The 22,962-nt window shown below is 74.2% G+C and carries 17 protein-coding genes; 9 read left to right on the top strand and 8 right to left on the bottom strand.

What is annotated here, in order from left to right; all coding sequences use genetic code 11:
- Positions 1 to 123 precede the first annotated feature (123 nt).
- The gene (locus AC067U_RS34490) at positions 124 to 4,836 is read left to right on the top strand and encodes a hypothetical protein (protein WP_478833792.1); all 4,713 of its coding nucleotides are present in this window, start codon (positions 124 to 126) and stop codon (positions 4,834 to 4,836) included.
- A gap of 152 nt (positions 4,837 to 4,988) precedes the next feature.
- Here AC067U_RS34490 and AC067U_RS34485 read toward each other — a convergent pair whose 3' ends face one another.
- Positions 4,989 to 5,360, bottom strand: a complete 372-nt coding sequence (locus tag AC067U_RS34485; protein WP_478833791.1) for a hypothetical protein — start codon at positions 5,358 to 5,360, stop codon at positions 4,989 to 4,991.
- Between the two features lie 395 nt (positions 5,361 to 5,755).
- Here AC067U_RS34485 and AC067U_RS34480 point away from each other — a divergent pair, with 395 nt between their 5' ends.
- The 4 genes from AC067U_RS34480 (at position 5,756) to AC067U_RS34465 (ending at position 10,245) form a co-directional block, all read left to right on the top strand.
- Entirely contained in the window at positions 5,756 to 8,545 is a 2,790-nt protein-coding gene (locus AC067U_RS34480; RefSeq protein ID WP_478833790.1) for a sensor histidine kinase, read from the top strand.
- Positions 8,542 to 8,982: a roadblock/LC7 domain-containing protein gene (locus AC067U_RS34475; protein ID WP_478833789.1), complete on the top strand. Its 441-nt coding sequence runs from the start codon at positions 8,542 to 8,544 to the stop codon at positions 8,980 to 8,982. The genes AC067U_RS34480 and AC067U_RS34475 overlap by 4 nt, the downstream gene beginning before the upstream one ends.
- A gap of 266 nt (positions 8,983 to 9,248) precedes the next feature.
- Entirely contained in the window at positions 9,249 to 9,644 is a 396-nt protein-coding gene (locus AC067U_RS34470; RefSeq protein WP_478833880.1) for a DUF742 domain-containing protein, read from the top strand.
- Positions 9,625 to 10,245, top strand: a complete 621-nt coding sequence (locus AC067U_RS34465; protein WP_478833788.1) for a GTP-binding protein — start codon at positions 9,625 to 9,627, stop codon at positions 10,243 to 10,245. The genes AC067U_RS34470 and AC067U_RS34465 overlap by 20 nt, the downstream gene beginning before the upstream one ends.
- A gap of 222 nt (positions 10,246 to 10,467) precedes the next feature.
- Here AC067U_RS34465 and AC067U_RS34460 read toward each other — a convergent pair whose 3' ends face one another.
- From AC067U_RS34460 to AC067U_RS34445, 4 genes are all read right to left on the bottom strand, one after another.
- Complete coding sequence (locus AC067U_RS34460) at positions 10,468 to 11,661, bottom strand: lipid-transfer protein (protein ID WP_478833787.1); 1,194 nt, start codon at positions 11,659 to 11,661, stop codon at positions 10,468 to 10,470.
- A complete protein-coding gene (locus AC067U_RS34455) occupies positions 11,658 to 12,122 on the bottom strand; it encodes a Zn-ribbon domain-containing OB-fold protein (protein WP_478833786.1) in 465 nt (154 codons plus the stop codon). Before AC067U_RS34455 ends, AC067U_RS34460 begins: the two co-directional genes overlap by 4 nt.
- Positions 12,123 to 12,209: 87 nt before the next feature.
- Positions 12,210 to 12,557, bottom strand: a complete 348-nt coding sequence (locus AC067U_RS34450) for an Mpo1-like protein (protein ID WP_478833785.1) — start codon at positions 12,555 to 12,557, stop codon at positions 12,210 to 12,212.
- Positions 12,558 to 12,570: 13 nt separating this feature from the next.
- Positions 12,571 to 13,272 carry a M15 family metallopeptidase gene (locus AC067U_RS34445; RefSeq protein WP_478833784.1) on the bottom strand — a complete coding sequence of 234 codons (702 nt, stop codon included), beginning with the start codon at positions 13,270 to 13,272 and terminating at the stop codon, positions 12,571 to 12,573.
- A 13-nt stretch (positions 13,273 to 13,285) separates the two neighbouring features.
- On the opposite strand from AC067U_RS34445, the gene AC067U_RS34440 reads away from it, so the two are divergent.
- Both AC067U_RS34440 and AC067U_RS34435 read left to right on the top strand, forming a co-directional pair.
- Positions 13,286 to 13,795, top strand: a complete 510-nt coding sequence (locus AC067U_RS34440) for an NUDIX domain-containing protein (protein ID WP_478833783.1) — start codon at positions 13,286 to 13,288, stop codon at positions 13,793 to 13,795.
- A 225-nt stretch (positions 13,796 to 14,020) separates the two neighbouring features.
- Positions 14,021 to 14,287 (top strand): hypothetical protein, encoded by a 267-nt coding sequence (locus AC067U_RS34435; RefSeq protein WP_478833782.1) that lies wholly within the window; start codon positions 14,021 to 14,023, stop codon positions 14,285 to 14,287.
- Positions 14,288 to 14,382: 95 nt separating this feature from the next.
- Here AC067U_RS34435 and AC067U_RS34430 read toward each other — a convergent pair whose 3' ends face one another.
- Positions 14,383 to 16,902 (bottom strand): glycoside hydrolase family 31 protein, encoded by a 2,520-nt coding sequence (locus tag AC067U_RS34430; RefSeq protein ID WP_478833781.1) that lies wholly within the window; start codon positions 16,900 to 16,902, stop codon positions 14,383 to 14,385.
- A gap of 259 nt (positions 16,903 to 17,161) precedes the next feature.
- Here AC067U_RS34430 and AC067U_RS34425 point away from each other — a divergent pair, with 259 nt between their 5' ends.
- Together AC067U_RS34425 and AC067U_RS34420 are read left to right on the top strand one after the other, a co-directional pair.
- Positions 17,162 to 19,144 (top strand): acetoacetate--CoA ligase, encoded by a 1,983-nt coding sequence (locus AC067U_RS34425; protein WP_478833780.1) that lies wholly within the window; start codon positions 17,162 to 17,164, stop codon positions 19,142 to 19,144.
- Positions 19,145 to 19,247: 103 nt separating this feature from the next.
- Positions 19,248 to 20,177, top strand: a complete 930-nt coding sequence (locus AC067U_RS34420; protein ID WP_478833779.1) for a hypothetical protein — start codon at positions 19,248 to 19,250, stop codon at positions 20,175 to 20,177.
- Between the two features lie 75 nt (positions 20,178 to 20,252).
- On the opposite strand, the gene ptsP is transcribed toward AC067U_RS34420, so the two are convergent.
- Both ptsP and AC067U_RS34410 read right to left on the bottom strand, forming a co-directional pair.
- Complete coding sequence (gene ptsP, locus AC067U_RS34415) at positions 20,253 to 21,923, bottom strand: phosphoenolpyruvate--protein phosphotransferase (protein WP_478833778.1); 1,671 nt, start codon at positions 21,921 to 21,923, stop codon at positions 20,253 to 20,255.
- A gap of 78 nt (positions 21,924 to 22,001) precedes the next feature.
- Positions 22,002 to 22,451, bottom strand: a complete 450-nt coding sequence (locus tag AC067U_RS34410) for a PTS sugar transporter subunit IIA (protein ID WP_478833777.1) — start codon at positions 22,449 to 22,451, stop codon at positions 22,002 to 22,004.
- Positions 22,452 to 22,962 lie beyond the last annotated feature (511 nt).

Below are 22,962 nucleotides of genomic sequence, written 5' to 3'. Positions count from 1 at the left end.
GCTCGCGCCCGACACCACCGCGTCCCCGTACTACCCGCGTCCCCGTACTACCCGCACCTCCTGCACTACCCGCACCGCCCTCACCTCCCGCACACGTACGTAACCCAACGAGAGCCCGCCGCCATGTACGAGCTGTCCCGGATCCGCCTCTACTCCATCGGTCCCGCCGGTGCGCGCTACGCCGACACCGTGCTGGACCTGCGCGGCGTCGGCGCGCCGGTGCCCCATCCGGCACCGATGCAGGCGGAGTTCTTCGAGGAGGAGCCCGCCGGACCGCCGCGCCGCCCGGCCCCGGCCGGCGTGCTGTTCCTGGAGAACGGCGGCGGCAAGTCCGTGCTGCTCAAGCTGATCTTCTCGGTGATGCTGCCCGGCCACCGCAACACCCTCGGCGGCGCCAGCTCCGGCGTGCTCCGCAAGTTCCTGCTGGCCGACGACTGCGGTCACGTGGCGCTGGAGTGGCAGCACACCCAGACCGGCGAGTGCGTGGTGGTCGGCAAGGTCAGCGAGTGGCGCGGCCGCCAGGTCTCCAACGACCCCCGCAAGTTCGCCGAGGCCTGGTACTCCTTCCGCCCCGGCCCGGGCCTGAGCCTGGACAGCCTCCCCGTCGCCGAGTCCACCGCCGTCCGGCCGCCCGTCGAGGGCGCCTCCGGCGCGCAGGGCCGCCGCCGCACCATGAAGGGCTTCCGCGACTCGATCACCGAGGCGGGCAAGGCGTACCCGCACCTGGAGGTCTGCTGGGAGGAGATCCACGACCGCTGGAACGAGCACCTCGGCGAGCTGGGCCTGGACCCGGAGCTCTTCCGCTACCAGCGGGAGATGAACGCAGACGAGGGCGAGGCGGCCGGCCTGTTCGCGGTGAAGAAGGACTCCGACTTCACCGACCTGCTGCTGCGCGCGGTCACCGACACCCGGGACACCGACGGCCTCGCCGACCTCGTCCACGGCTTCGGCAACAAGCTGGGCCGCCGCGCCGAGCTGATGGCCGAACGCGAGTTCACGGCCGGCTCGGTGGACCTGCTGACCCGCATCGTGGAGGCGGCGCAGACCCGCGCCCGAGCCCGTGACGTGCACGCCGGCGCGGAACGCCGGACCCGAACCCTGGCCCGCCGGCTGTCGGCCCGCGCCACGGAGGAGCGGGCCCGCGCCGCCGACCTCGCCCAGCGGGTCACCGCCGCCGCCCACGAGGTCACGGCCGCCGAGGTGGCCCGCGACCGCAGCGCCGCCATCGCCGCCGAACTCGCCTACCGGCACGCCTCGCTGGCGCTGACCGTGGCCGAGAAGGCGGCCGCGGCGCAGCGCCGCGAGCTCCTGGAGGCCCGCACCCTGCACTCGGCCTGGCAGGCCGCCGAGTCGGTGCTCCGGCACCGGGCCGCCGCCGACCGCTCGGCCCGGGTCGCCGCCGCCATCCGCGAGGCCGAGCGGGACGCCGCGCCCGCCCTGGCCGCCCGCGCCGGTGCCGCCGCCGCGCTCGTACGGGCCCTGCACACGGCCGCCGAGAGCGGCGAACGCCTCGCCAACGAGGAGGAGGAGCGCTCCGCCGCCCTCCAGGACGCCGCCGAGACCGCACACCGCGACGCCACCGCCGCCGCCACCGCGGCCCAGCGCGCCCGGAGCGAGTCGGAGCACCTGAGGGCCCGCCTCACCGAGGTCGAGCAGGAGACCGCCGAGGCCGTCCGGGCCGGCTGGCTGGACGACTCCGCCCCCGACGCCGACCCGGCCCGGGCCGCGCTCGCCGCCAGCGACGCCGAGAAGACCGCCGTCGCCGCCTGGGACGAGGCGCGGGAGGCCGCCCGTACGGCCGCCGAGGCCGCCCGTGAGGCGGCCGCCGCCGAAGCCCGCGCCGAGCTGACCGCGGCCCGCGCCGCCGACGCGGCCGGTGCGGCGGAGAACGCGCACGCGGCGGAGCTCCGTACGGCCGCCTCCCTCGCGGAGTCCCCGCGCTTGGCCGAGCTCCTCGGCCTGCCCGGCGCCCCGGGTGCCCCCGCCGTCCCGCGCCCCCGTACGCCCGCCACGCACGCGCCCGGAACGGACGCGCCCGGTACCGACGAGCACAGGACGAACGCGTACGGGACGGACGACGGCGGGACGGCCGCCGCCGGCGGACTCACCGCGGAGGACCTCGACCGGAACGCCGAGGACCTGCGCACCCTGCTGACCGACCGGGTCGCCGCCGCCGAACGCCAGCTGTTCGACCTGCGCACGGCCGCCGCCGACGACGCCCGGATCCTCGGCGCGCTCGGCGACGGCGGGCTGCTGCCGCCCGGCCCCGACGTCCTCGCGACCGTCGAGTACCTCGCCGAGCACGGCATCCCCGCCCTGCCCGGCTGGCGCTACCTCGCCCAGTCCGTCGACCCCGCCGACCACGCCGCCGTGCTCGCCGCCCGCCCCGAGCTCGTCGACGGCGTGGTCATCACCGACCCCGACACCCACGCCCGCGCCCGCGAGGTGCTCGGCGCCGCCGCCCTGCTGCCCCGCTCCGCCGTGGCCGTCGGCACCGCCGCCGCCCTGCTGGCCCCCGTACCGCCGGCCGGACCGGAATCCGACACCGGTGTCTTTCTGGTGCCGCCGAACCCGGCCATGCACGACGAGCACGCCGCCGACGAGGAGCGCCAGGCGCTGCGCACCCGGGCCGGCGAGCGCGACGCCGAGATCCGGGAGCTCGCCGCCCGCCTCGCCGGGGACCGCGAGCTCTCCGCCCGGCTCACCTCCTGGCGCACCGGCTGTCCGGCCGGCCGGCTCGCCGAGCTTGCCGCACAGGCCGAGGCCGCCCGCGCGTTCGCCGAGGAGTCCGAGGCCGAACTCGCCGAGGCCCGTACCGTCCGCGCCGAGGCCGAGGAGGTCGCCGCCGACGCCACCCGGGTCCGCGACGAACGCCAGGAGACCGCCCAGCGAGCCCGCCGGGCCGCCGACGCCCTCGCCGGGCTCGCCTTCCGGCTCCGCGAGCGGGCCGGCTGGCAGGCCAAGGTCCGCGAACTCGCCGACGAGGCCGCCGAGTCCGAGGCCCGCGCCGAGGTCTGCCTGGACCGCGCCCGGGCCGCCGACGAGGACCGCCGCGCGGCCCAGCGGGCCGCCGACGACGCCCGCCGCACCGCCCGCGCGCTGCGCGCCGAGCGGGCCGAGATCGCCGGCGCCCCCGAGACCCTGCCCGACGAGGAGGAGGGCGCCGCCAGGATCCCGCTGCCCGACCTCCGCGAGGCCTACCGGGCCGCCTCCCAGCTGTACGAGAAGGTCGGCGTCGGCGCCGACCTGCGCGCCGAGCAGGCCCGCGCGGAGAGCGACGAGAGCGCGGCCCTCGCCGAACTCGACCGCCTCACCAACAAGGTGCGCACCCGCGCCGCCCAGCTCCTGGAGAGCCCCGACGGGGCCGACGGCCCGTCCCGGCAGGCCGCCGCGGCCCGCGCCGAATCCCTCGTCCAGATGCTGGAATCCCGCGCCAACACCGCCAGCGAGCAGCTCGGCCGCCTCCGCGGCGAAGCGGAGCGGCACGCCCCGGCGGACGGCGAGGCCCACACCGAGCTCCCCGGGGAACTCGTGCCCGAGGACGTCGACCAGGCCCAGGCCCGGCTGCGCTCCTCCACCGCCCAGCTGGCCGCGCACACCGCCGCCGTGGAGACGGCCCGCGCCGCCCACGGCGAGCTGCTGCGCGCCCACCGCGCCGCCGAGGAGGGGGCCGGCGGCTTCGACGAGACCGCGGCGATGCTCCGCGACCTGCTCCGGGACCACGCGCCGCACGAGGACGAGGACCAGGACCACACCCCGTACCCGGGCGCGCTGGACGAGGCCAGGCAGTCCGCCGCCGAGACCCGCCGGTCCCTGCGCGGCTGCTCCGGCGAGCTGTCCGCCGCCGAGTCGGCGGTCCGCGAGGCGAGCGACGTACTCGTCCGGCACGCCAACGCCACCCGCTACGAGCAGGTCCGCACTCCCGCGCGCCAGCAGATCAGGGAGCTGCCCGCCTCGGCGCTGCCCGAGCACGCGGCTGCCTGGGCGGCGGCGTTCGCGCCCCGCCTGCGCGTGCTCACCGACGAACTGGCGCAGCTGGAGCGAAACCGGGACAGCATCGTGGACCGGCTCCGCGGCCTGGTGGAGTCCGCGCTGGCCACCCTGCGCTCCGCCCAGCGGCTCTCCCAGCTGCCGGAAGGCCTGGGGGAGTGGTCCGGTCAGGAGTTCCTCCGGATCCGCTTCGAGGAGCCGGACCAGGCCACCCTCACCGAGCGGCTCGGCGAGGTCATCGACGAGGCCACCCGCTCCGCGGTGAAGCGGAACGCCTCGTTCGGTGAGGGGCGCCGGGACGGCATGTCCCTGCTGCTCCGCGGGGTCCAGGCGGCCCTGGAGCCGCGCGGCATCTCCGTGGAGATCCTCAAGCCGGACGCCGTGCTGCGCGCCGAGCGGGTCCCGGTGGGCCAGATGGGCGACGTGTTCTCCGGCGGCCAGCTGCTCACCGCGGCGATCGCCCTGTACTGCACGATGGCGGCGCTGCGCAGCAACGACCGGGGCCGCGACCGGCACCGGCACGCGGGCACGCTGTTCCTGGACAACCCGATCGGCCGGGCCAACGCCACGTACCTGCTGGAACTCCAGCGGGCGGTGTCCGACGCCCTGGGCGTGCAACTGCTCTACACCACGGGTCTGTTCGACACGACCGCGCTGGCGGAGTTCCCGCTGGTGATCCGGCTCCGCAACGACGCGGACCTGCGGGCGGGCCTGAAGTACATCAGCGTGGAGGAGCACCTGCGCCCGGGGCTGCCGCAGCAGGCGCCGGAGGGCGAGACCATCCACGGCGAGATCACCGCCACCCGGATGTTCCGCCGCAGCCAGAGCGTTCCCGCGGAGGCGTGACCCCGGGGTTCCGGTGCCCGGGGTTCCAGTGCCCGGGGCTCCGGCCCCGGGCTTCCGGCCTCAAGGGGTGCGGGCGCTAGGGGTGCGGGCGCCGGGGATGCGGGCGCCGGGGATGCGGGCGGGGCGGGCGTCGCCCGGGGGTACGGCCCGGCTCAGGCCCGGCGCAGCGGCATCGGCTGCCCGGGCCCGGCCTCGTAGCCCGTCCGCGGCGCCCGGGCCGTACTGCTCGGCTGCGAGACCACCCCGTACCGCTGCCGCCATGCCTGCCGGGTGATCCACACGTCGAGGACCCCCCAGGTCGACACGATGACCCCGGCCACCGAGCAGAGCACCATCGGGAAGGCCAGCCAGGACCCCGTCAGGGTCAGGAAGAAGGTGACCGAGGCCAGGGTGAGGGTCACGGACGCGATCAGCACCGCCCGTACGGCTGCCGTCCGCACCGGATCCGGCATCCGGTACCGCTTGGTGGGCTCCTCCACCCACAGGCCCCGCCTGATCGGCTCTCCGGGGTATTCGCTGCCCATGCTCCGCTCACTCCCCACGACGACCTCGCGGCTCCGTCACGACCCTTCCCACCGCCGGTCACCGTCAAAGACGCACGAAAGGCCCGCAGGATTCCCGAAGTGCCCCCGGACTTTCCCCGGACGGGCCGCCGGATCGCTCCGGCACTGCGGAACGAATAATTCCAGCCATCCATCAGGGTACGTGAGCCGACACCCCACGAAGTGTCATGTGCCACATATCGGGCCCCTGGTGACGGGAAGTATGGGACAACTCGTGATCTTCGTACAGCGGTTCGGCCGAAAACGTCCGGACGCGCCTTCGAAGGCGCCCGGCGGCAGTAGTAGGCTCACGCCGTTTGATTGACGGAACACCGACCCCCAGCAGCGGGGTTGAGCTCGGGGAGGCTGTGGGGCCCATGCGCTTTCGCGGGAAGTCCATCCGCCGGAAGATCGTGGCGCTGCTCCTCGTGCCGCTCGTCTCGCTCACCGCCCTCTGGGGCTTCGCCACGGTCCTGACTGGCCGTCAGGCCGTCCAGCTGCTGGGCGTCGCCGACGTCATCAACAAGGTCGGCTACCCCGTCGAGGACGTCGTCCGCGTCATCCAGAAGGAACGCCGCCAGAGCCTCGTCCTGCTCGGCGACCCGCGCGCCGCCGGCGCCGCCCCCGAGCTCGCCGCCCGCCGCGCCGCCACCGACAAGGCGATCCGCGAGTTCACCGAGAACGCCGCCGACCCCGACGTCTCCGAGGAGCTCGCCCCGGCGACCAAGCACCGTCTGGACTCCATCGTCGAGGCGTTCGGCGACCTGGCCACCCTGCGGATCAACATCGACCGCAACGCCCTCGACCCCGACCAGGCCCTGGAGCTCTACAACCGGCTCGTCGACCCCTGCTACGACTTCCTGATGAACCTCCACACCCTGGAGGACGTCGAGATGGACAAGCAGGGCCGCGCCCTCGTCGGCATCACCCGGGCCCGTGAGGCCCTCTCCCGCGAGGACGCCGTCGTCGCCTCCGCGTTCGCGGCCAAGCGGTTCACCGCCGAGGACGCCCGGGCCGTCTCCGACCAGATCGCCCGCCGCGGCCTGCTCTACGAGTTCAACCTGGCCGTCCTCCCCGCCGCCGACCGCGAGCGCTTCGAGCGCTACTGGGGAGGCACCGACACCAGCGCGCTGCGCGTGGCCGAGTCCCGCATCGTCGCCAACGGCGCCGTCAAGAACCCGCGCACGCCCACCGCCGCCCAGTGGGACGAAGCCTCCGCGAAGGTCCTGGACGACCTCGCCGCCATGGGCACCGCCGCCGGCGACCGCTACAAGGAGCGCGTCGAACCCGTCGCCATGGAGGTCCTCGTCAAGGCCGCCGTCGCCGGCATCCTCGGCTTCGTCGCCCTGATCGTCTCCCTCGTGCTGTCCGTCCGCATCGGCCGCGAACTGATCCGCGACCTCTCCCGGCTCCGCAAGGAGGCCCACGAGGCCTCCGGCGTCCGGCTGCCCGGCGTCATGCGGCGGCTCGCCGCCGGCGAGCAGGTGGACGTCGAGACCGAGGCCCCGCGCCTGGAATACGAGAAGGACGAGGTCGGCCAGGTCGGCCAGGCCCTCAACACCCTGCAGCGCGCCGCCATCGAGGCCGCCGTCAAGCAGGCGGAGCTCCGCCGCGGGGTATCCGAGGTGTTCGTCAACCTGGCCCGCCGCAACCAGGTGCTGCTGCACCGTCAGCTCACCCTGCTCGACACCATGGAACGACGCACCGAGGACACCGACGAGCTCGCCGACCTCTTCCGCCTCGACCACATGACCACCCGCATGCGCCGCCACGCCGAGGGCCTGGTGATCCTCTCCGGCGCCGCCCCGTCCCGCCAGTGGCGCAAGCCGGTCCAGCTCATGGACGTCGTACGGGCGGCCGTCGCCGAGGTCGAGGACTACGAGCGGGTCGAGGTCCGGCGACTGCCCCGGCTCGGCATCTCCGGCACCGCCGTCGCCGACATCACCCACCTCATCGCCGAACTCCTGGAGAACGCCACGGTGTTCTCGCCCCCGCACACCGCCGTCGCGGTGCACGGCGAGCGGGTCGCCAACGGGTTCACCCTGGAGATCCACGACCGCGGCCTCGGCATGACCCCGGAAGCCCTGCTCGACGCCAACCTGAGGATCGCCGAGTCCCCCGAGTTCGACCTCTCCGACACCGACCGGCTCGGCCTGTTCGTGGTCAGCCGCCTCGCCCACCGGCACTCCGTCAAGGTCTCCCTGCAGACCAGCCCGTACGGCGGCACCACCGCGGTGGTGTTCCTGCCGGCCGCGCTGCTCACCGACGCGCCGGACACCAACGGCACGGGCATCCGGCTGGAGCGGCCCGCGAAGGCCGCGATCACGGGCGCTCCGGCAGGCGGCACCAGCCGGGCCAACGGCCGCGGAAACGACACTGCGCCCAGGCGCTCCGTCCCGGCCGCCGTCCTGGACGGGCCCGTGGAACTGGAGGCACCGCTCAGCGTCCTCGGCCTCGACGAGACGGGTGCCCTCGACGAGATCCCCGGCATCGTCCCCGCCCACCCGGCCATCGGCACCCTGGACGACGAGACACCGCCGAGCGGCATCCCGCGCAGCACGCTGCTGGGCCACCGGCCGGCCGAGCGCTCCCTGCACCCGGCCCCCGCCCTCGGCACCGAACGTGAAGCGCTCCCGCCCACCGGGCCGGTCCGGTTGGAGAGCGCCCGGCTGGAGGCCCCCCGGCCCGACGCGCCGCGCACGGCCTCCGGGGCCGTACCGCTGCCGCGCCGGCGCCGTACGCCGACCCTGGTCGCCGAGCACGGCCGCCTCGTCGACGGCAGGCCGGCCGTCTCGGTGGTCAAGCAGGCCGGCCCGGCGGCGGACGCGGGGCAGGCCCCGGCCCCCGTTCCGGCCGCGGTTCCGTCCCCGGTGCCGGCGACGGGGTACGCAAACCCTCCGGCCAAGCCCTCCGGGGGCCTGCCCCGCCGCGTCCGCCAGGCCAGCCTGGCGCCCCAGCTGAAGAACGCGCCGGCGGCGACGAAGGCCGAGCCGGCCGGGGCCTCGCCCGCCGACCGCGACGCCGAGGACGTACGCACCCGCATGTCCGCATTCCAGCGAGGCTGGACGGCGGGCCGCAACAAGCACGCAGAGCAGCAGTCCGAGACCGAGGCCGGCACCGCAGCCGCGACCGGTCCCGAGAACGAGAACGAGGGGGACGACCGATGACCGCACCGCAGACCGCAGGCCACGACGGCCTGGGCCGGGGTCCCGGCCACCTGAACTGGCTCCTGGACGAACTGGTCGACCGGGTCGGCAGCATCCGCAAGGCGGTGGTCCTCTCCGGCGACGGGCTGCCCACCGGCAGTTCCAAGGAGCTGACCCGCGAGGACAGCGAGCACTTGGCCGCCGTGGCCTCCGGCTTCCACAGCCTGGCCAAGGGGGTCGGCCGCCACTTCGACTCCGGCAGCGTGCGCCAGACCATGGTCGAGCTCGACGAGGCCTTCCTCTTCGTGATGGCCGCCGGCGACGGCAGCTGCCTGGCCGTGCTGGCCGACGCGGACTCCGACGTGGGCCAGGTCGCGTACGAGATGACCCTGATGGTCAAGCGCGTGGGCGACCACCTGGCGACCGCCCCGCGCTCCGGGCAGGCATCGGCAGGGTGAAGTCGGACGGCATGAGCGAATCAAGCCCCCGGCCCGCCGACACCTCCGACAGCACCACGCCCGCCGCCACCGCGTCCGGGGCCACCACGCCGTCCGCCACCGCGTCCGCCGCCGACACGACCGCGGCGACCGCGGGGACGGCGGCCGACGCCCCGGCTTCCGGCAGACCGGCTTCCGCCAGACCGGATTCCGACGGTCCGGCTTCCGGCAGACCGGTCTCCGACGGCCTCCCGGCCGCCGACACCGCGCCCGGGCCCGCCGTCGTGGTGGACGAGAGCCCCGCCGGGCACCCGCACTGGTTCGACGACGAGGCCGGCCCCGTGGTCCGTCCGTACGCGATGACCCGCGGCCGGACCAGCCACGCCGAACAGCACCGGCTGGACCTCATCGCGCTCGTCGTCGCCGAACCGGCGGCCGACGATCCCGTCTGGGACCTCACCCTGTCCCCGGAGCACGGCGACATCCTCGAGCTCTGTCTGGAGCGGCCCCAGTCGGTGGCCGAACTCGCGGCGGAACTCGACCTTCCCATCGGGGTGGTGAGAGTGCTGATCGGTGATCTCGTCGACGACGAGCTGGTCCACGTGACCCGGCCGGTCCCGCCGGCCGAACTCCCCGACGAATCCATTCTGCGTGAGGTGATCGATGGCCTTCGGGCGCTCTAGCCGCACCAACGGCATGTACGCGGTGCCGCCGATCGAGCCGCTGACCCTGAAGATCCTGGTCGCGGGCGGATTCGGGGTCGGCAAGACCACGCTGGTCAGCGCGGTCAGCGAGATCAGACCGCTGCGTACGGAAGAGACCCTCTCCGAACCGGGCCGTGGCGTCGACGACACCGCGGGGGTGGAGGCCAAGAGCACCACCACGGTGGCCATGGACTTCGGGCGGATCACCCTGCGCGCGGACCTCGTCCTCTACCTGTTCGGCACGCCCGGGCAGGACCGGTTCTGGTTCCTGTGGGACGAGCTCGCCCAGGGCGCGCTCGGCGCGGTCGTGCTCGCCGACACCCGCCGGCTGGAGGACTGCTTCGCGGCGGTCGACTACTTCGAGCGGCGCGGCATTCCCTTCCTGGTGGCGGTCAACTGCTTCGACGGCGCCGACCGGCACCCGGCCGCCACCATTCGGGAGGCCCTGGACCTGGACCCGGAGGTCCCGGTCCTGCTCTGCGACGCCCGCGACCGCGAGTCGGTCAAGGAGGTGCTGGTCGGGGTGGTCGAGCACGCCAGGACCGTGGTCCGGGCCCGCCGCCGGCCCGCCCGTACGTAGGGCCTGTCCGGGGCGGCCCGAACCGCCCGGAGACGACCGGAACGAGCCGTGGAGGCGGCCCGTACCCCCGCCGACTGGGGTACGGGCCGCAGCTCTCGTGGGGGACTGTGGAGGCAGTGTGAACCTGCCGCCGGGACGCGTCAAGCATCCGGACAACAGCACCTGTTCAGGTCGTACGGGACACCGCGCGGCCGGGGTCGGGGCACGGGGCGCGGGTCCCGCTCAGCGGACCGCGATCACCGCCGAGCCGTGTCCGAACAGCCCCTGGTTGGCGGTGATCCCGGCCCGCGCTCCCGGAACCTGCCGCTCTCCGGCGGTCCCGCGCAGCTGCCAGGTCAGCTCGCACACCTGGGCGATGGCCTGCGCGGGCACCGCCTCCCCGAACGAGGCCAGCCCGCCGCTGGTGTTGACCGGGATCCGGCCGCCGAGCGCCGTCGCCCCTTCCCGCACCAGCTTGGCCCCCTCGCCCGCACCGCACAGCCCGATGTCCTCGTACCACTCCAGTTCCAGCGCGGTGGACAGGTCGTACACCTCGGCGAGCGACAGGTCCTCCGGCCCGAGACCGGCCTCCTCGTAGGCGGCGCGCGCGATCGACGCCCGGTAGGACCCGTCGGCCGGGGCGACCGCCACCGCCGAGTCCGTGGCGATGTCCGGCAGGTCGAGCACCGTCCGCGGATACGTCGGCGTCACCGTGGACACCGCCCGGATCCGCACCGGATCGGCCACCCCGCGCGAGCGCGCGAAGTCCAGGCCGCACAGCACCAGCGCGGCCGCGCCGTCGGAGGTAGCGCAGATGTCCAGCAGCCGCAGGGGATCGGCGACCACCGCCGAGGCCGCCACCTCCTCCGCGGTCACCGCCGCCCGGTAGCGGGCCAGCGGATTGAGCTTCCCGGCGGCCGCGTTCTTCACCTTGACCAGGGCGAAGTCCTCCGGGGTGTCCCCGTGCATGGCCATCCGGCGCCGCGCGAACAGCCCGAAGTACGCCGGGTTGGTGGCCCCGAGCACCCGGAACCGCAGCCAGTCAGGGTCATCGGGCCGGTTCCCGCCGGCCGGTGCGAAGAACCCCTTGGGCGCCGCGTCCGCGCCCACCACCAGCACCACGTCGGCCAGCCCCGCCAGGATCTGCGCCCGGGCCGTGCCGATCGCCTGCGCGCCCGAGGCGCAGGCCGCGTACACGCTGGTCACCCGTGCCCCCTGCCAGCCGAGGGCCTGCGCGAAGGTCGCCCCGGCCACATAGCCGGGATAGCCGGAACGGACGGTGTCGGCCCCGACCACCGAGTCGACCTCGCTCCACTCCAGACCCGCGTCGGCGAGGGCGGCGCGCGCCGCCGCCGTCCCGTACGTGACGAAACTCCGGCCCCACTTCCCCCACGGGTGCATGCCGGCGCCGAGCACCGCGATGTCCGTCCCGCTCATGCCTTCCCCTCCACGGGCCGGAAGTGCCAGGTCGTCCACACGGTCCCGGTGTCCGCGTCCTCGTTGAGCACCCCGGGCACCACCTCGACCTCCATGCCCACGGCCAGGTCCGCGACGGTCACACCGGGCACCGCCTGCCCCAGCACCACCATCCGCTCGGCCGCCAGCTCCACCGCGACCAGGGCGTACGGTTCCCAGGGCGCGTCGGGGTCGGAGACGTACGGCGCCGGGGGCCGGTACCGCCCGTCGGTGTAGGACCAGACCCTGCCCCGCCGGGAGAGCGGCACCTCGGCCAGGTCACCGCCCCCGCAGGCGGGGTTCCGGCAGAAGGAGTCCTCCCGGGGGAAGAACACCGAGCCACAGGCGGAGCAGCGGGTCCCGAGCAGGCGGAACTCCCCGCCCGGCCCGTCCTCCGTGAACCACCCGCCGACGACGGGTACGGGTGTGTGCGCGCCTTCCAAAGCCCCTCCCTGGATCTGGCGGATCAATCGATCTGACGGATCGTCAGTTCTCAGTCTGGCACGGGAGGGACGGCGCGCACACCCCGCTCACCGGTTGTCCGCGAGCCACTTCTGCGCGATCGCCTCCAGCTCGGCGTCCCGCCCGGCCAGCATCATCCGGATCATCGCCGCGTCCCCGCGCAGCGACCAGGCCGGATGCCCGAAGGTCGCCGGATTGTTCCCCTCGATCAGGAAGTGCGCCGGCCACGCCGTCCCGTACCCGATGAGCGGCAGCGCGACCAGGTACCGCTTCCGGCCCCGCGCCAGCCCGTACGCGCTGACCGCGAGCCCGGTCAGCGTCCCCGCCAGGTGCACCCAGCGGGTCGCGGACCGCGAGTGCATCGCGACGTAGTAGGGCCAGAACTCCTCGTACGAACCGAACGTCTGTGTCGTCATGCGGGCACGGTACTCACGGCCGCACGGCAGCGGAACGCACCGGAAAGTCGAAGTACCGCTCCGGATACGGCTCGTCGATCAGCCGGAAGTGCCACCACTCCTCGGGCAGGTTCTCGAACCCCTCCCGCTCCAGCACCGCCCGCAGCAGCCGCCGCCGCTCCCGGGCCGCCCCGCCGACCTCCGGAGCATCGGTGTGCGACAACGGATCGAAGAAGTCGAACGGGGTCCCCATGTCCAAGGGCCGCCCGTCCGGCCGGGTCAGCGTCACGTCCAGCGCACTGCCGCGGGAGTGCCCGGAGCGGGCGGCGATGTACCCCTCCTCGATCAGCCGCCCCTTCTCCACCCGCGGATGGTGACGGGCGCGCACCTCCGGATCGGCGGGCTCCGAGGTCCACCGCACGAACCGGTCCACCGCCCGCTGCGGCCGGTAACAGTCGTACACCTTCAACGAGTAGCCCCGCCGCAGCAGCCCTCGCTGCGCCCGCCGCAGGGCCTCGGCCGCCGGCCGGGTCAGCAGGCACACCGGCTCCTCGTACCCGGGCACCACCGCACCGGTGAAGTTCCGCACCGTCGCGTACCGCACGTCCTGCCGCACACTGGGATCCACCTCCCGCAGCGCCACGAACCCGCCCGGCGGCGGCACCGGCTCCGCCGGGGACCATCCCAGAACCGCCGCCAACACCGCGGACACCAAAAGTGACTTCACCCCCCTCACCTACCATGGCGCCATGCCCACACCGGTGAAGGACACACACTGCTCCTCCTGCGGAAGCCCGTTCGACATCGCGGACTGGCCCCGCACCTGCAACGCCTGCGGCACCACGGCCTACCGCAACCCCCTCCCCGTCGCGGTCGCCCTCCTCCCGGTCGAGGACACCACCGGCACCGGCCTGGTCGTCATCACCCGCACCATCGAACCCGCCCTCGGCGGCATCGCCCTCCCCGGCGGCTTCATCGACTTCGGCGAGGACTGGCGCGACGCCGTGGTCCGCGAACTCCGCGAGGAAACCGGCATCGAGGCAAAGGCCTCCGAGGTCGCCCTGGCCGACGCCCTCAGCTCCCCGGCCGGCCACCTCCTCCTCTTCGGCCTCCTCCCCACCCGCCGCGCGGACGAGATGCCGGAGTCCGTCCCCACCCCCGAAACCACCGGCTGGCACCTCCTCCGCGCCCCGGCCGAACTCGCCTTCCCGCTCCACACGAAGGCGGCCGCGGCCTGGTTCGCCGGTCGCCACGCCTGACCGCCGAGGGGACCCGCGGCCACCTCCCCGACGACCCGCCACGGGGCCGAGGACCCGGGACGCGCCTGACATGCGGGCACCGGTGCGGTGCTCTAGCGTCGGAAGGGCGAGGGCGACCGATGCGCCGAGCCGGTCGTCCCTCGGACCGCCCGCCCCGCGCCGCCCCCGCCCGCGGTCCCGCACACTCGCGGACCGCGTGACCGACCGAGAGGCAGGTGCATCCGCATGCGTGCGTCGGCTCGAATCCCCAGCGTCCTCGCCGGCCTGGTCCTGGCCGCCGGCGGAGCCTTCTTCGCCGCCCCGGCCGCCCACGCGGACGTCCAGGACTGCGAGCGGTACATCTCGGGTCAGGGACCGCAGATCACCGACCCGGTCCGGGCGGCGTGCTACCAAGGCGAGATGGGCAACCAGAGCGGCTGCACCTCCGGCTTGGAGAAGGCCGGCATCTCCAAGGAAGTCGCCGACCAGGCCTGCCGGTTCGCCACGCAGTAGCCATCACCACCGGCCCGGCGCCGGCCGGTACCGCCACGCGCAGCGCGCGGAGAAGAGTCACCCGAAGCCCCTCACGGCGGCCACCACCGCCCGCCCTACAGCCCCCGCACCGTCACCCCCGCCTGCACGGCCCTGCCGTCTTCCAGCGAGACCCGCACCACGTCCCCCTCCCACCGGACGGCGAACCGCTCCGTCTCCCCGCCGTCCGAGATCCGCACCCCGCCCCCCGTACGCCCGCGCGCCGGCGCCCACACCTCCAGGCCCCCCACGACCGGCACCACGGCCCCCGCCCGCGCCAGCACCGGCACCCGCCCCAGCGGCGCGTCCAGCAGCACCTGCCCCGGCCCGTCGTACGCCGCCCCCGTCGCCCTGTCGTACCACCGCCCCCGCGGCAACCGCACCGCCCGCCGGTCCGCCCCCGGCTCCAGCACCGGCGCCACCAGCAGCGCATCACCCAACAGGAACGCGTCCTCGCAGTCCCGCAGCCCCCGATCCTCCGGCGCGCCCCACCACACCGGCCGGACGTACGGCGCCCCCGTACGCCGCGCCAGATGCGCCAGCGTCACGAAGTACGGACGCAGCCGCTCCCGCTCCGCGAGCGCGGCCCGCGCCGCCTCCAGCACCTCCGGCCCGAACTCCCACGGCTCCCGCCGCCCCGCCCAGATCGCCGCGTGCGTACGGAACAACGGCAGCCACGCCCCCAGCTGGAACCACCGTGCGAACAGCTCCGTCGACGGCGACCCGCCGAAACCCCCCACGTCCGGCCCCGAGTACGGCACCCCGCACAAGCCCAGCCCCAGCACCAGCGCCAGCGAGGCCCGCAACCCGTCCCAGCTCGTCTCCACGTCCCCCGACCAGGTGCCCCCGTACCGCTGCATCCCCGCCCAACCCGACCGGGAGAACAGGAACGGCCGCTCCTCCGGCCGGAGCCGGACCAGACCCTCCCAGCCGGCCTGCGCCATGCCCAGCGCGTACACGTTGTGCGCCGCCCGGTGGTCCCCGCCCGCACCGTCCAGCACGTGCCGGGCCGACCGCGGCAGCGTCGCGTCCCCGAACGGCGCGAACGACACCGGCTCGTTCATGTCGTGCCAGAACCCGGCGAAGCCGTTCTTCAGCCGCTCCTCGTACAGCCCGCCCCACCAGTCCCGCACCAGCGGATCGGTGAAGTCCGGGTACACGCACTCACCGGGCCACACCTCCCCCCGCACCTCCTCGCCCGCCGGGTCCCGTACGAACGCCCCCGCCGACCCCACCCCGCGCCCCGCCTCGTACACCGAGCCCGCCACCCCCGGCTCCGCCTTCACCGCCGGGTCCACGATCGACACCAGCCGGGTCCCGTCCGCGGCCAGCTCCCGCGCCAGCCCGGGGAGGTCCGGGAACGACTCCCGGTCAACGGTGAACACCCGGTGCGCGTCGTAGTGGTCGATGTCCAGGTGCAGGGCCGCCAGCGGCAGCCCCCGCTCCCGGTACCCGCCCACGATCCGCCGCACCTCCGCGGCGCTCCCGAACCCCCACCGCGCGTGCTGGTGGCCCAGCGCCCACTCGGGCGGCACCGCCGCCCCGCCGGTCAGCCCCGACCAGCCCTGCAGCACCCGGGACGGCGTCCCCACCAGCACCCAGCAGCGCAGCGGACCGCCCGTCATGCGGAGCTCGCTCACCCCCGGCCGGTCCGGCCCCGAGCCCGCGCCCTCCTCGCCCTCGCGCAGCACCACCCGGCCGTCCCACGGGTCGTCGTAGAAGACCAGGTGCGTACCCGCGTCCGCCACCACCAACTGCACCGGCATCGTGATGTACAGCGGATCGTCACCCGGCCCGAAGCCGCCGTGCGGATCGGTGTTCCACAGCCGGTACTCCCCGTCACGCAGCCGGGGCCCCGCCGCCCGGCCGCCCAGTCCGAAGAACCGCGCGTCGGCCGACACCTCGGACCGCAGCAGCCACCGAGCTGCCCCGCCCCGTGCGGCTCCGCCGCCCGCGGCGCCGTCCGCCGAGCCACCATCGGCCGGCACACCATCCGCCGACACCCCGTCAGCGCCGTGGTCGGCGCCGGGGTCAGCCCCGTCGTCAGCGCCGGCGTCGACGCTGACGCCAGCGCCACCGCCCGGCCGTCCCGCCGGGCTCCCCGCCACCGGCTCCCACCACCGGGGCGGCAACTCCCGCCGCAAGACCGTGCCCCCCGGCGTCCGCACCTCCACCGCACCGTGCCGGGACACCGCCACCGTCACCCGCTCGGACACCACCCGCCAGCCGCCGCCGGTGTCCGGCTCCAGCACCGCGCGCCCGTCCGGCTCCGGCCCGGCGCCCTGGACCCCGTACGAGGGCAGCGGCCCCGCCCCGTCCCAGCCCCAGAACACCGCACCCCCCGCCGTCACCCGCACCAGCAGCTCCGAGCGGGCGAACCGCAGCACGCCCCCGCCCGGCAGTGGATGCGCCCCCATCAGCAGCCCCGGCACCCGCGCCCGCTCCGGCCCGCGCGGCGGGAACGCGGCCGCGTCCGCCCGCCGGTGCCGCAGCGCGGCCCGCCAGGCCCGCCGCCCCCGCGCCGTACCGATGTCCTTCACCGCGCGCACCAGATCCCGGCGCAGCTCCCGCCCCAGCTCACGACCCCGACCGTCCATGCGCACACCCTGCCACCGGCCCCCGGCCGAGGGGGCCCCGTTCAACCTCCGTTCACCCGGAAAAGGATCAAGCCCGCCCACCCCCGACCGCTCTGGTGCGGATGTCGATCACGTGGCATCGTCCCTGTGGGCGCCGCGCACCCACCCACCGCGCGCCGGCCCGCACCGAAGCAGCACCGCACACGACGCAGACACGCCCACACGCACAGACGCACAGACGCACACGAAGCGCAGAGCCGCACACCCCGGGAGCCCACCCATGACCGCAGCCAGTTCGTCCGCCCCCCTCTGGACCCCGGGCCCCGACCGGATCGCGAAAGCCCGCGTCACCGCCTTCCAGGCCTGGGCCGCCGAACACCACGGCGCCCCCGCCGACGGCGGCTACGCGAGCCTGCACCGCTGGTCCGTGGACGAGCTCCCCGCCTTCTGGCAGGCCGTCGCCGAGTGGTTCGACGTACGCTTCGCCACCCCGCCCACCCAGGTCCTCGCCGACCGCTCCATGCCAGGCGCCCAGTGGTTCCCCGGCGCCACCCTCAACTACGCCGAGCACGCCCTGCGCGCCGGCGAGGACCCGGCCCGCGCCGAGGACCCGGCCCTGCTCCACGTCGACGAGACCCACGACCCGGTGCCCGTCACCTGGGCCGAACTCCGCCGCCGGGTCGGCTCCCTCGCCGCCGAACTGCGCGCCCTCGGCGTCCGCCCCGGCGACCGGGTCAGCGGCTACCTCCCCAACATCCCCGAGGCAGTCGTCGCCCTCCTCGCCACCGCCGCCGTCGGCGGCGTGTGGACCTCCTGCGCCCCCGATTTCGGCGCCCGCAGCGTCCTCGACCGCTTCCAGCAGGTCGAACCCGTCGTCCTGTTCACCGTCGACGGCTACCGCTACGGCGGCAAGGAACACGACCGCCGCGACACCGTCGCCGAGCTCCGCCGCGAGCTCCCCACCCTGCGCGCCGTCGTGCACATCCCGCTGCTCGGCACCCCGGCCCCCGAGGGAACCCTGGAGTGGTCGGCCCTGACCGCCGCCGACACCGAGCCGGTGTTCGAGCAGGTCCCCTTCGACCACCCGCTGTGGGTCCTGTACTCCTCCGGCACCACCGGCCTGCCCAAGGCCATCGTCCAGTCCCAGGGCGGGATCCTGCTGGAGCACCTCAAGCAGATCGGCCTGCACTGCGACCTCGGCCCCGAGGACCGCTTCTTCTGGTACACCTCCACCGGCTGGATGATGTGGAACTTCCTCGTCTCCGGCCTGCTCACCGGCACCACGGTGGTCCTCTACGACGGCAGCCCCGGCTACCCGGACACCGCCGCCCAGTGGCGGATCGCCGAACGCACCGGCGCCACCCTCTACGGCACCTCCGCCGCCTACGTCATGGCCTGCAAGAAGGCCGAGGTGCACCCCGCACGCGACTTCGACCTCTCCGCCGTGAAGTGCGTGGCCACCACGGGCTCCCCGCTCCCGCCCGACGGGTTCCGCTGGCTGCACGACGAGGTGGCCGAGGACCTCTGGATCGCCTCCGTCAGCGGTGGCACCGACGTCTGCAGCTGCTTCGCCGGCGCCGTCCCCACCCTCCCGGTGCACATCGGCGAGCTCCAGGCGGCCTGCCTCGGCACCGACCTCCAGTCCTGGGACCCGTCCGGCAAGCCCCTCACCGGCGAGGTCGGCGAGCTGATCGTCACCAACCCCATGCCGTCCATGCCGATCCGCTTCTGGAACGACCCCGACGGCAGCCGCTACCGCGACAGCTACTTCGAGATGTTCCCCGGCGTCTGGCGGCACGGGGACTGGATCACCCTCACCGACCACGGCTCGGTGATCATCCACGGCCGGTCCGACTCCACCCTCAACCGGCAGGGCGTCCGGATGGGCTCCGCCGATATCTACGAGGCCGTCGAGCGCCTGCCCGAGATCAAGGAATCCCTGGTCATCGGCCTGGAGGAAGCCAACGGCGGCTACTGGATGCCGCTCTTCGTGCAGCTCGCGCCCGGCGCCGCCCTGGACGACGCCCTGCGCGACCGGATCAAGTCGACCATCCGCGCCGAGCTCTCCCCGCGGCACGTGCCCGACGAGATCATCGAGGTGCCGGGCATCCCGCACACCCTCACCGGCAAGCGCATCGAGGTCCCGGTCAAGCGGCTCCTCCAGGGCACCCCGCTGGAGAAGGCGGTCAACCCGGGCTCCGTCGACAACCTCGACCTGCTGCACTTCTACGCGGACCTGGCCCGCACCCGCCGCCAGGCCTGAGGACGACCACCGGCATCGTCACTGTCAGTGGTCGTGGTTACCGTGAGTGAGCACTAGTCGTGGGGCGCACCCGCGCCCCGCACCATGCCACTCAGGGGGGACCATGCCCAAGAACCGGACCCGCGCCGGCACCCGGACCCGCATCCGGGCCGGCACCAGCGTCCGCCGCGGCCTGCGCCGCGAAGCACCCAGCACGGTCGGCCTGCTCGCCGACCCCCAGGACTTCGCGGCCATGCGCGGCTACCGCAGCTTCACCTTCGAGGACCACCAGGAGTACCTCGGCCACGTCGACGCACTCCTGAAATCCCTCGCCGCCGAGGGCATCCACACCACCGTCGCCCTCTTCGACCCGGAGGAGTACGCCGAGTACTGCGCGGAAGCGGGCCTCGACGCGGACACCGCCGAGGCCCGCACCCGCTTCACCGCCGAACTGGCCGGCGCCGGCGCGGGCCTCCCGTACGCCGGACAGCCCATCGACGAACTGGTCCCGCTCCTCGTCGACGCAGCGGTCCGCCAGGCCACCTGGGAGTACGCCACCCTCCTCCTGGCCGGCCTCGGCAGCTGCGCCGAATGCGGCGAGGACATCGGCCGCGCCTGTCACGAACAGGCCGGCCGCGCCCTCCACCAGCTCCTGGCCGGAGCCGGCCCGGGCCACCACCACCTCGTCTGCAGCGTCCCGGCCGAGGAGGAACACCTCATCGCCGTCCTCCACGCGGACACCGGCGACGCCCACGAGCCACCCGGCGCACCACCCCGCCTCCCCGGGCGGGACGGCGCCGACTTCCTGACCGTGCTCGCCGCCGGACTCGCCCTCGGCGCCACCGGGGGCCTGGTGCTCCGCAGCACCACCGACGGATTCCGCGACCGGGTCCACGGCTGGCGGCTGGCGCACGGCACGCTCGTGCCGCTCTCCGCCGCCGAGGTGTTCAACGCCTACTGCACCGATGCCGACACCGGCGAGCCCGTCGCCCCCGAACCGGACGTCGAATACTGCCCCGGCTACCGGATCGACCTCCCACACCCGCACCACTGACGCGGAAAGGCCGAGGGGCCTCCGCCACCGGCGAAGGCCCCTCGGCCCGACAACCCCACGAAGCACGGACGCCGGCTACTCGCCGGACAGCACCGCCTGCGCGGCCACCCGCGCCTCCTCGGCCGAGTCCGCCGCACGCGCCGCCGCGGCGGCCCGCTCGCACTGCGCCAGCGTGTGCTTCGCGAGCGTCGCCCGAACATAGGGAATCGACGCGGCACCCATCGACAGAGAGGTGACCCCCAGACCGGTCAGCACGCAGGCCAGCAGCGGATCCGAGGCGGCCTCACCACAGACACCACAGCTCTTGCCCTCCGCCCGGGCGGCCTCCGCCGACATGGCGATCAGGTCGAGCAGCGCCGGCTGCCACGGGTCCTGCAGCCGCGACACCGCACCCACCTGACGGTCGGCAGCGAAGGTGTACTGGGCCAGGTCGTTCGTGCCCAGCGACAGGAACTCGACCTCCTGCAGGATCGACCGCGCCCGCAGCGCGGCCGACGGGATCTCCACCATCGCACCGAACTTCGCCCGCAGACCCGCCTCACGGCACGCGTCCGCGAACGCCCGCGCGTCGATCCGGTCGGCCACCATCGGGGCCATCACCTCGAGGTAGACGGGAAGCCCCTCGGCCGCCTTCGCGAGCGCGCTCAGCTGCGTCCGCAGCACCTCCGGGTGATCCAGCAGGGTACGCAGCCCGCGTACGCCCAGCGCCGGGTTCGGCTCGTCGCCCGGAGTCAGGAAGTCCAGGGGTTTGTCCGCACCGGCATCCAGCACCCGTACGACGACCCGGCCCTCCGGGAACGCCTCGAGCACCTTGCGGTAGGACTCGATCTGCTTCTCCTCGGACGGCGCCTTCTTGCTGTCGTCCAGGAAGAGGAACTCGGTGCGGAACAGACCCACACCCTCGGCACCCGCCTCCACGGCCGCCGGAACGTCGGCCGGCCCGCCGACGTTCGCCAGCAACGGCACCTTGTGCCCGTCGGACGTGGCACCCGGCCCGGAGGACGCCGCCAGCGCAGCCTTCCGCTCCGCCGCGGCATTCGTGAGCTCGGCCTTCTTCTCCTCGCTGGGCTCCACGAAGATCTCACCGGTGGAACCGTCCACCGCGATGACCGTGCCCTCCGCCAGCTCACCGGCTCCCGGCAGCGCCACCACGGCCGGCACGCCCAGCGCCCGCGCGAGGATCGCGCTGTGGCTGGTCGGCCCGCCCTCCTCGGTCACGAAACCGAGCACCAGAGCCGGATCCAGCAGCGCGGTGTCCGCCGGCGCCAGGTCCCGGGCGATCAGCACGTACGGCTCGTCGCTGTCGGGCACGCCCGGCATCGGCACCCCCAGCAGCCGCGCCACGATCCGGTTCCGCACGTCGTCCAGGTCCGCGACCCGGCCCGCCATGTACTCGCCGGCCCCGGCGAGCAGCTCGCGGTACGCGGCGAAGGCGTCGTAGACGCCACGCTCGGCGGTGCTGCCGACGGCGATCCGCCGGTCCACGTCCGCCATCAGCTCGGGGTCCTCGGCGATCATGGCCTGCGCCTCGAGCACGTGCTGGGCCTCGCCACCCGCCAGCTGCCCACGCGCGACAAGGTCGGCGGCCACGGCCTTCACGGCCTGACGGGCGCGCCCCTGTTCTCTCTCCGCCTCGTGCGCGGCGATCCGCTTGGCCGGCGGCTCGAGCACCGCCGTGCCCATGTGCCGCACCTCGCCGATCGCGACACCGTGGCTGACGCCGACGCCCCGCAGCGTTGTCTCCATGTCACCTGTCTCCGCTAGAGCGGCGGACCTTCCCGCCGCGATGGATGTACAAACCGCCGGCGAGCCCCGGCGGGGGCGCTAGCGCCAGCTGAAGAGAGCGTCGTCGGCCTTGACGTCGCCGGCCTCCACGACGTCACCGAGTGAGTCGGCAGTGGCCTCCAGAGCGATGACCGGGGAGATCGGGGACTTGCCGGCCTCTTCCACGGCGGCGGGGTTCCAGCGGATGACGGCCTGGCCCCGGGTCACGGTGTCGCCCTTGTTCACGAGCAGCTCGAAGCCCTGGCCGTTGAGCTGCACGGTGTCGATACCGAGGTGCGTGAGCACACCGTGACCCTCGCCGTCCACGACGACGAACGCGTGGGGGTGCAGGGAGACGACCACGCCGTCGACGGGGGACACCGCCTCGGAGGGCTCTCGCACGGGGTCGATGGCGGTGCCCGGTCCCACCATGGCGCCGGAGAACACCGGGTCCGGCACAGCCGCGAGTCCGATGGCACGCCCGGCAAGAGGGGACGTCACGCTGGTCATTGGGGGCCTCCCAGGGTGGGCTGTTCGTGTCGCCGTCACAGCCTGTTGCGAACGGCGTACTGTCCAGAAGGATATGTCAAGGGATATGCCGGTTTGCCCGGTATGGACGCCGGGATCGGGCGGCCCTTCGACACCCTCCGATACGGAGACTAGTGGACTAGACCGGTGGACTAGACCACAAGCCCCGAGTCGATTTGCCTGCCCCCGGGGCGAGGTGTAGTCTCGTGAGTCCTGCCTGACCCCGTCATGTGAATCACGCGTGAACATCGGTCGGCGGGCAATCCAACTCTTCAGTCGATCTTGGTCCATTCAGATCGCGTCCGCATCTCCGCGGACAGTGGTCAGCGGGCCGGAGAATTACTGATAAGGTCGGAATCGCCGAAAAGGGAAAAGCGCGAAAGCGCTTGACCGGAAAGGCGCCGAGGAAATCGGGTCGGAAAAGATCTGATAGAGTCGGGAACGCAAGAACGAAGGAAGCGCCCGGAGGAAAGCCCGCGAGGGTCAGTACGAA

It is taken from the genome of Streptomyces sp. NPDC043853, from assembly GCF_056436025.1.
The sequence above is the reverse complement of the archived record's forward strand: the minus strand, read 5'-3'. Positions and strand labels throughout refer to the sequence as shown.

Coding starts and splice junctions, on each gene's coding strand:
- AC067U_RS34490 (WP_478833792.1), top strand. CDS start 124: ATGTACGAGCTGTCCCGGATCCGCCTCTACTCCATCGGTCCCGCCGGT.
- AC067U_RS34450 (WP_478833785.1), bottom strand. CDS start 12,557: ATGACGACACAGACGTTCGGTTCGTACGAGGAGTTCTGGCCCTACTAC.
- AC067U_RS34440 (WP_478833783.1), top strand. CDS start 13,286: ATGCCCACACCGGTGAAGGACACACACTGCTCCTCCTGCGGAAGCCCG.
- AC067U_RS34475 (WP_478833789.1), top strand. CDS start 8,542: ATGACCGCACCGCAGACCGCAGGCCACGACGGCCTGGGCCGGGGTCCC.
- AC067U_RS34425 (WP_478833780.1), top strand. CDS start 17,162: ATGACCGCAGCCAGTTCGTCCGCCCCCCTCTGGACCCCGGGCCCCGAC.
- AC067U_RS34465 (WP_478833788.1), top strand. CDS start 9,625: ATGGCCTTCGGGCGCTCTAGCCGCACCAACGGCATGTACGCGGTGCCG.
- AC067U_RS34410 (WP_478833777.1), bottom strand. CDS start 22,451: ATGACCAGCGTGACGTCCCCTCTTGCCGGGCGTGCCATCGGACTCGCG.
- AC067U_RS34420 (WP_478833779.1), top strand. CDS start 19,248: ATGCCCAAGAACCGGACCCGCGCCGGCACCCGGACCCGCATCCGGGCC.
- ptsP (WP_478833778.1), bottom strand. CDS start 21,923: ATGGAGACAACGCTGCGGGGCGTCGGCGTCAGCCACGGTGTCGCGATC.
- AC067U_RS34485 (WP_478833791.1), bottom strand. CDS start 5,360: ATGGGCAGCGAATACCCCGGAGAGCCGATCAGGCGGGGCCTGTGGGTG.
- AC067U_RS34460 (WP_478833787.1), bottom strand. CDS start 11,661: ATGAGCGGGACGGACATCGCGGTGCTCGGCGCCGGCATGCACCCGTGG.
- AC067U_RS34430 (WP_478833781.1), bottom strand. CDS start 16,902: ATGGACGGTCGGGGTCGTGAGCTGGGGCGGGAGCTGCGCCGGGATCTG.
- AC067U_RS34480 (WP_478833790.1), top strand. CDS start 5,756: ATGCGCTTTCGCGGGAAGTCCATCCGCCGGAAGATCGTGGCGCTGCTC.
- AC067U_RS34435 (WP_478833782.1), top strand. CDS start 14,021: ATGCGTGCGTCGGCTCGAATCCCCAGCGTCCTCGCCGGCCTGGTCCTG.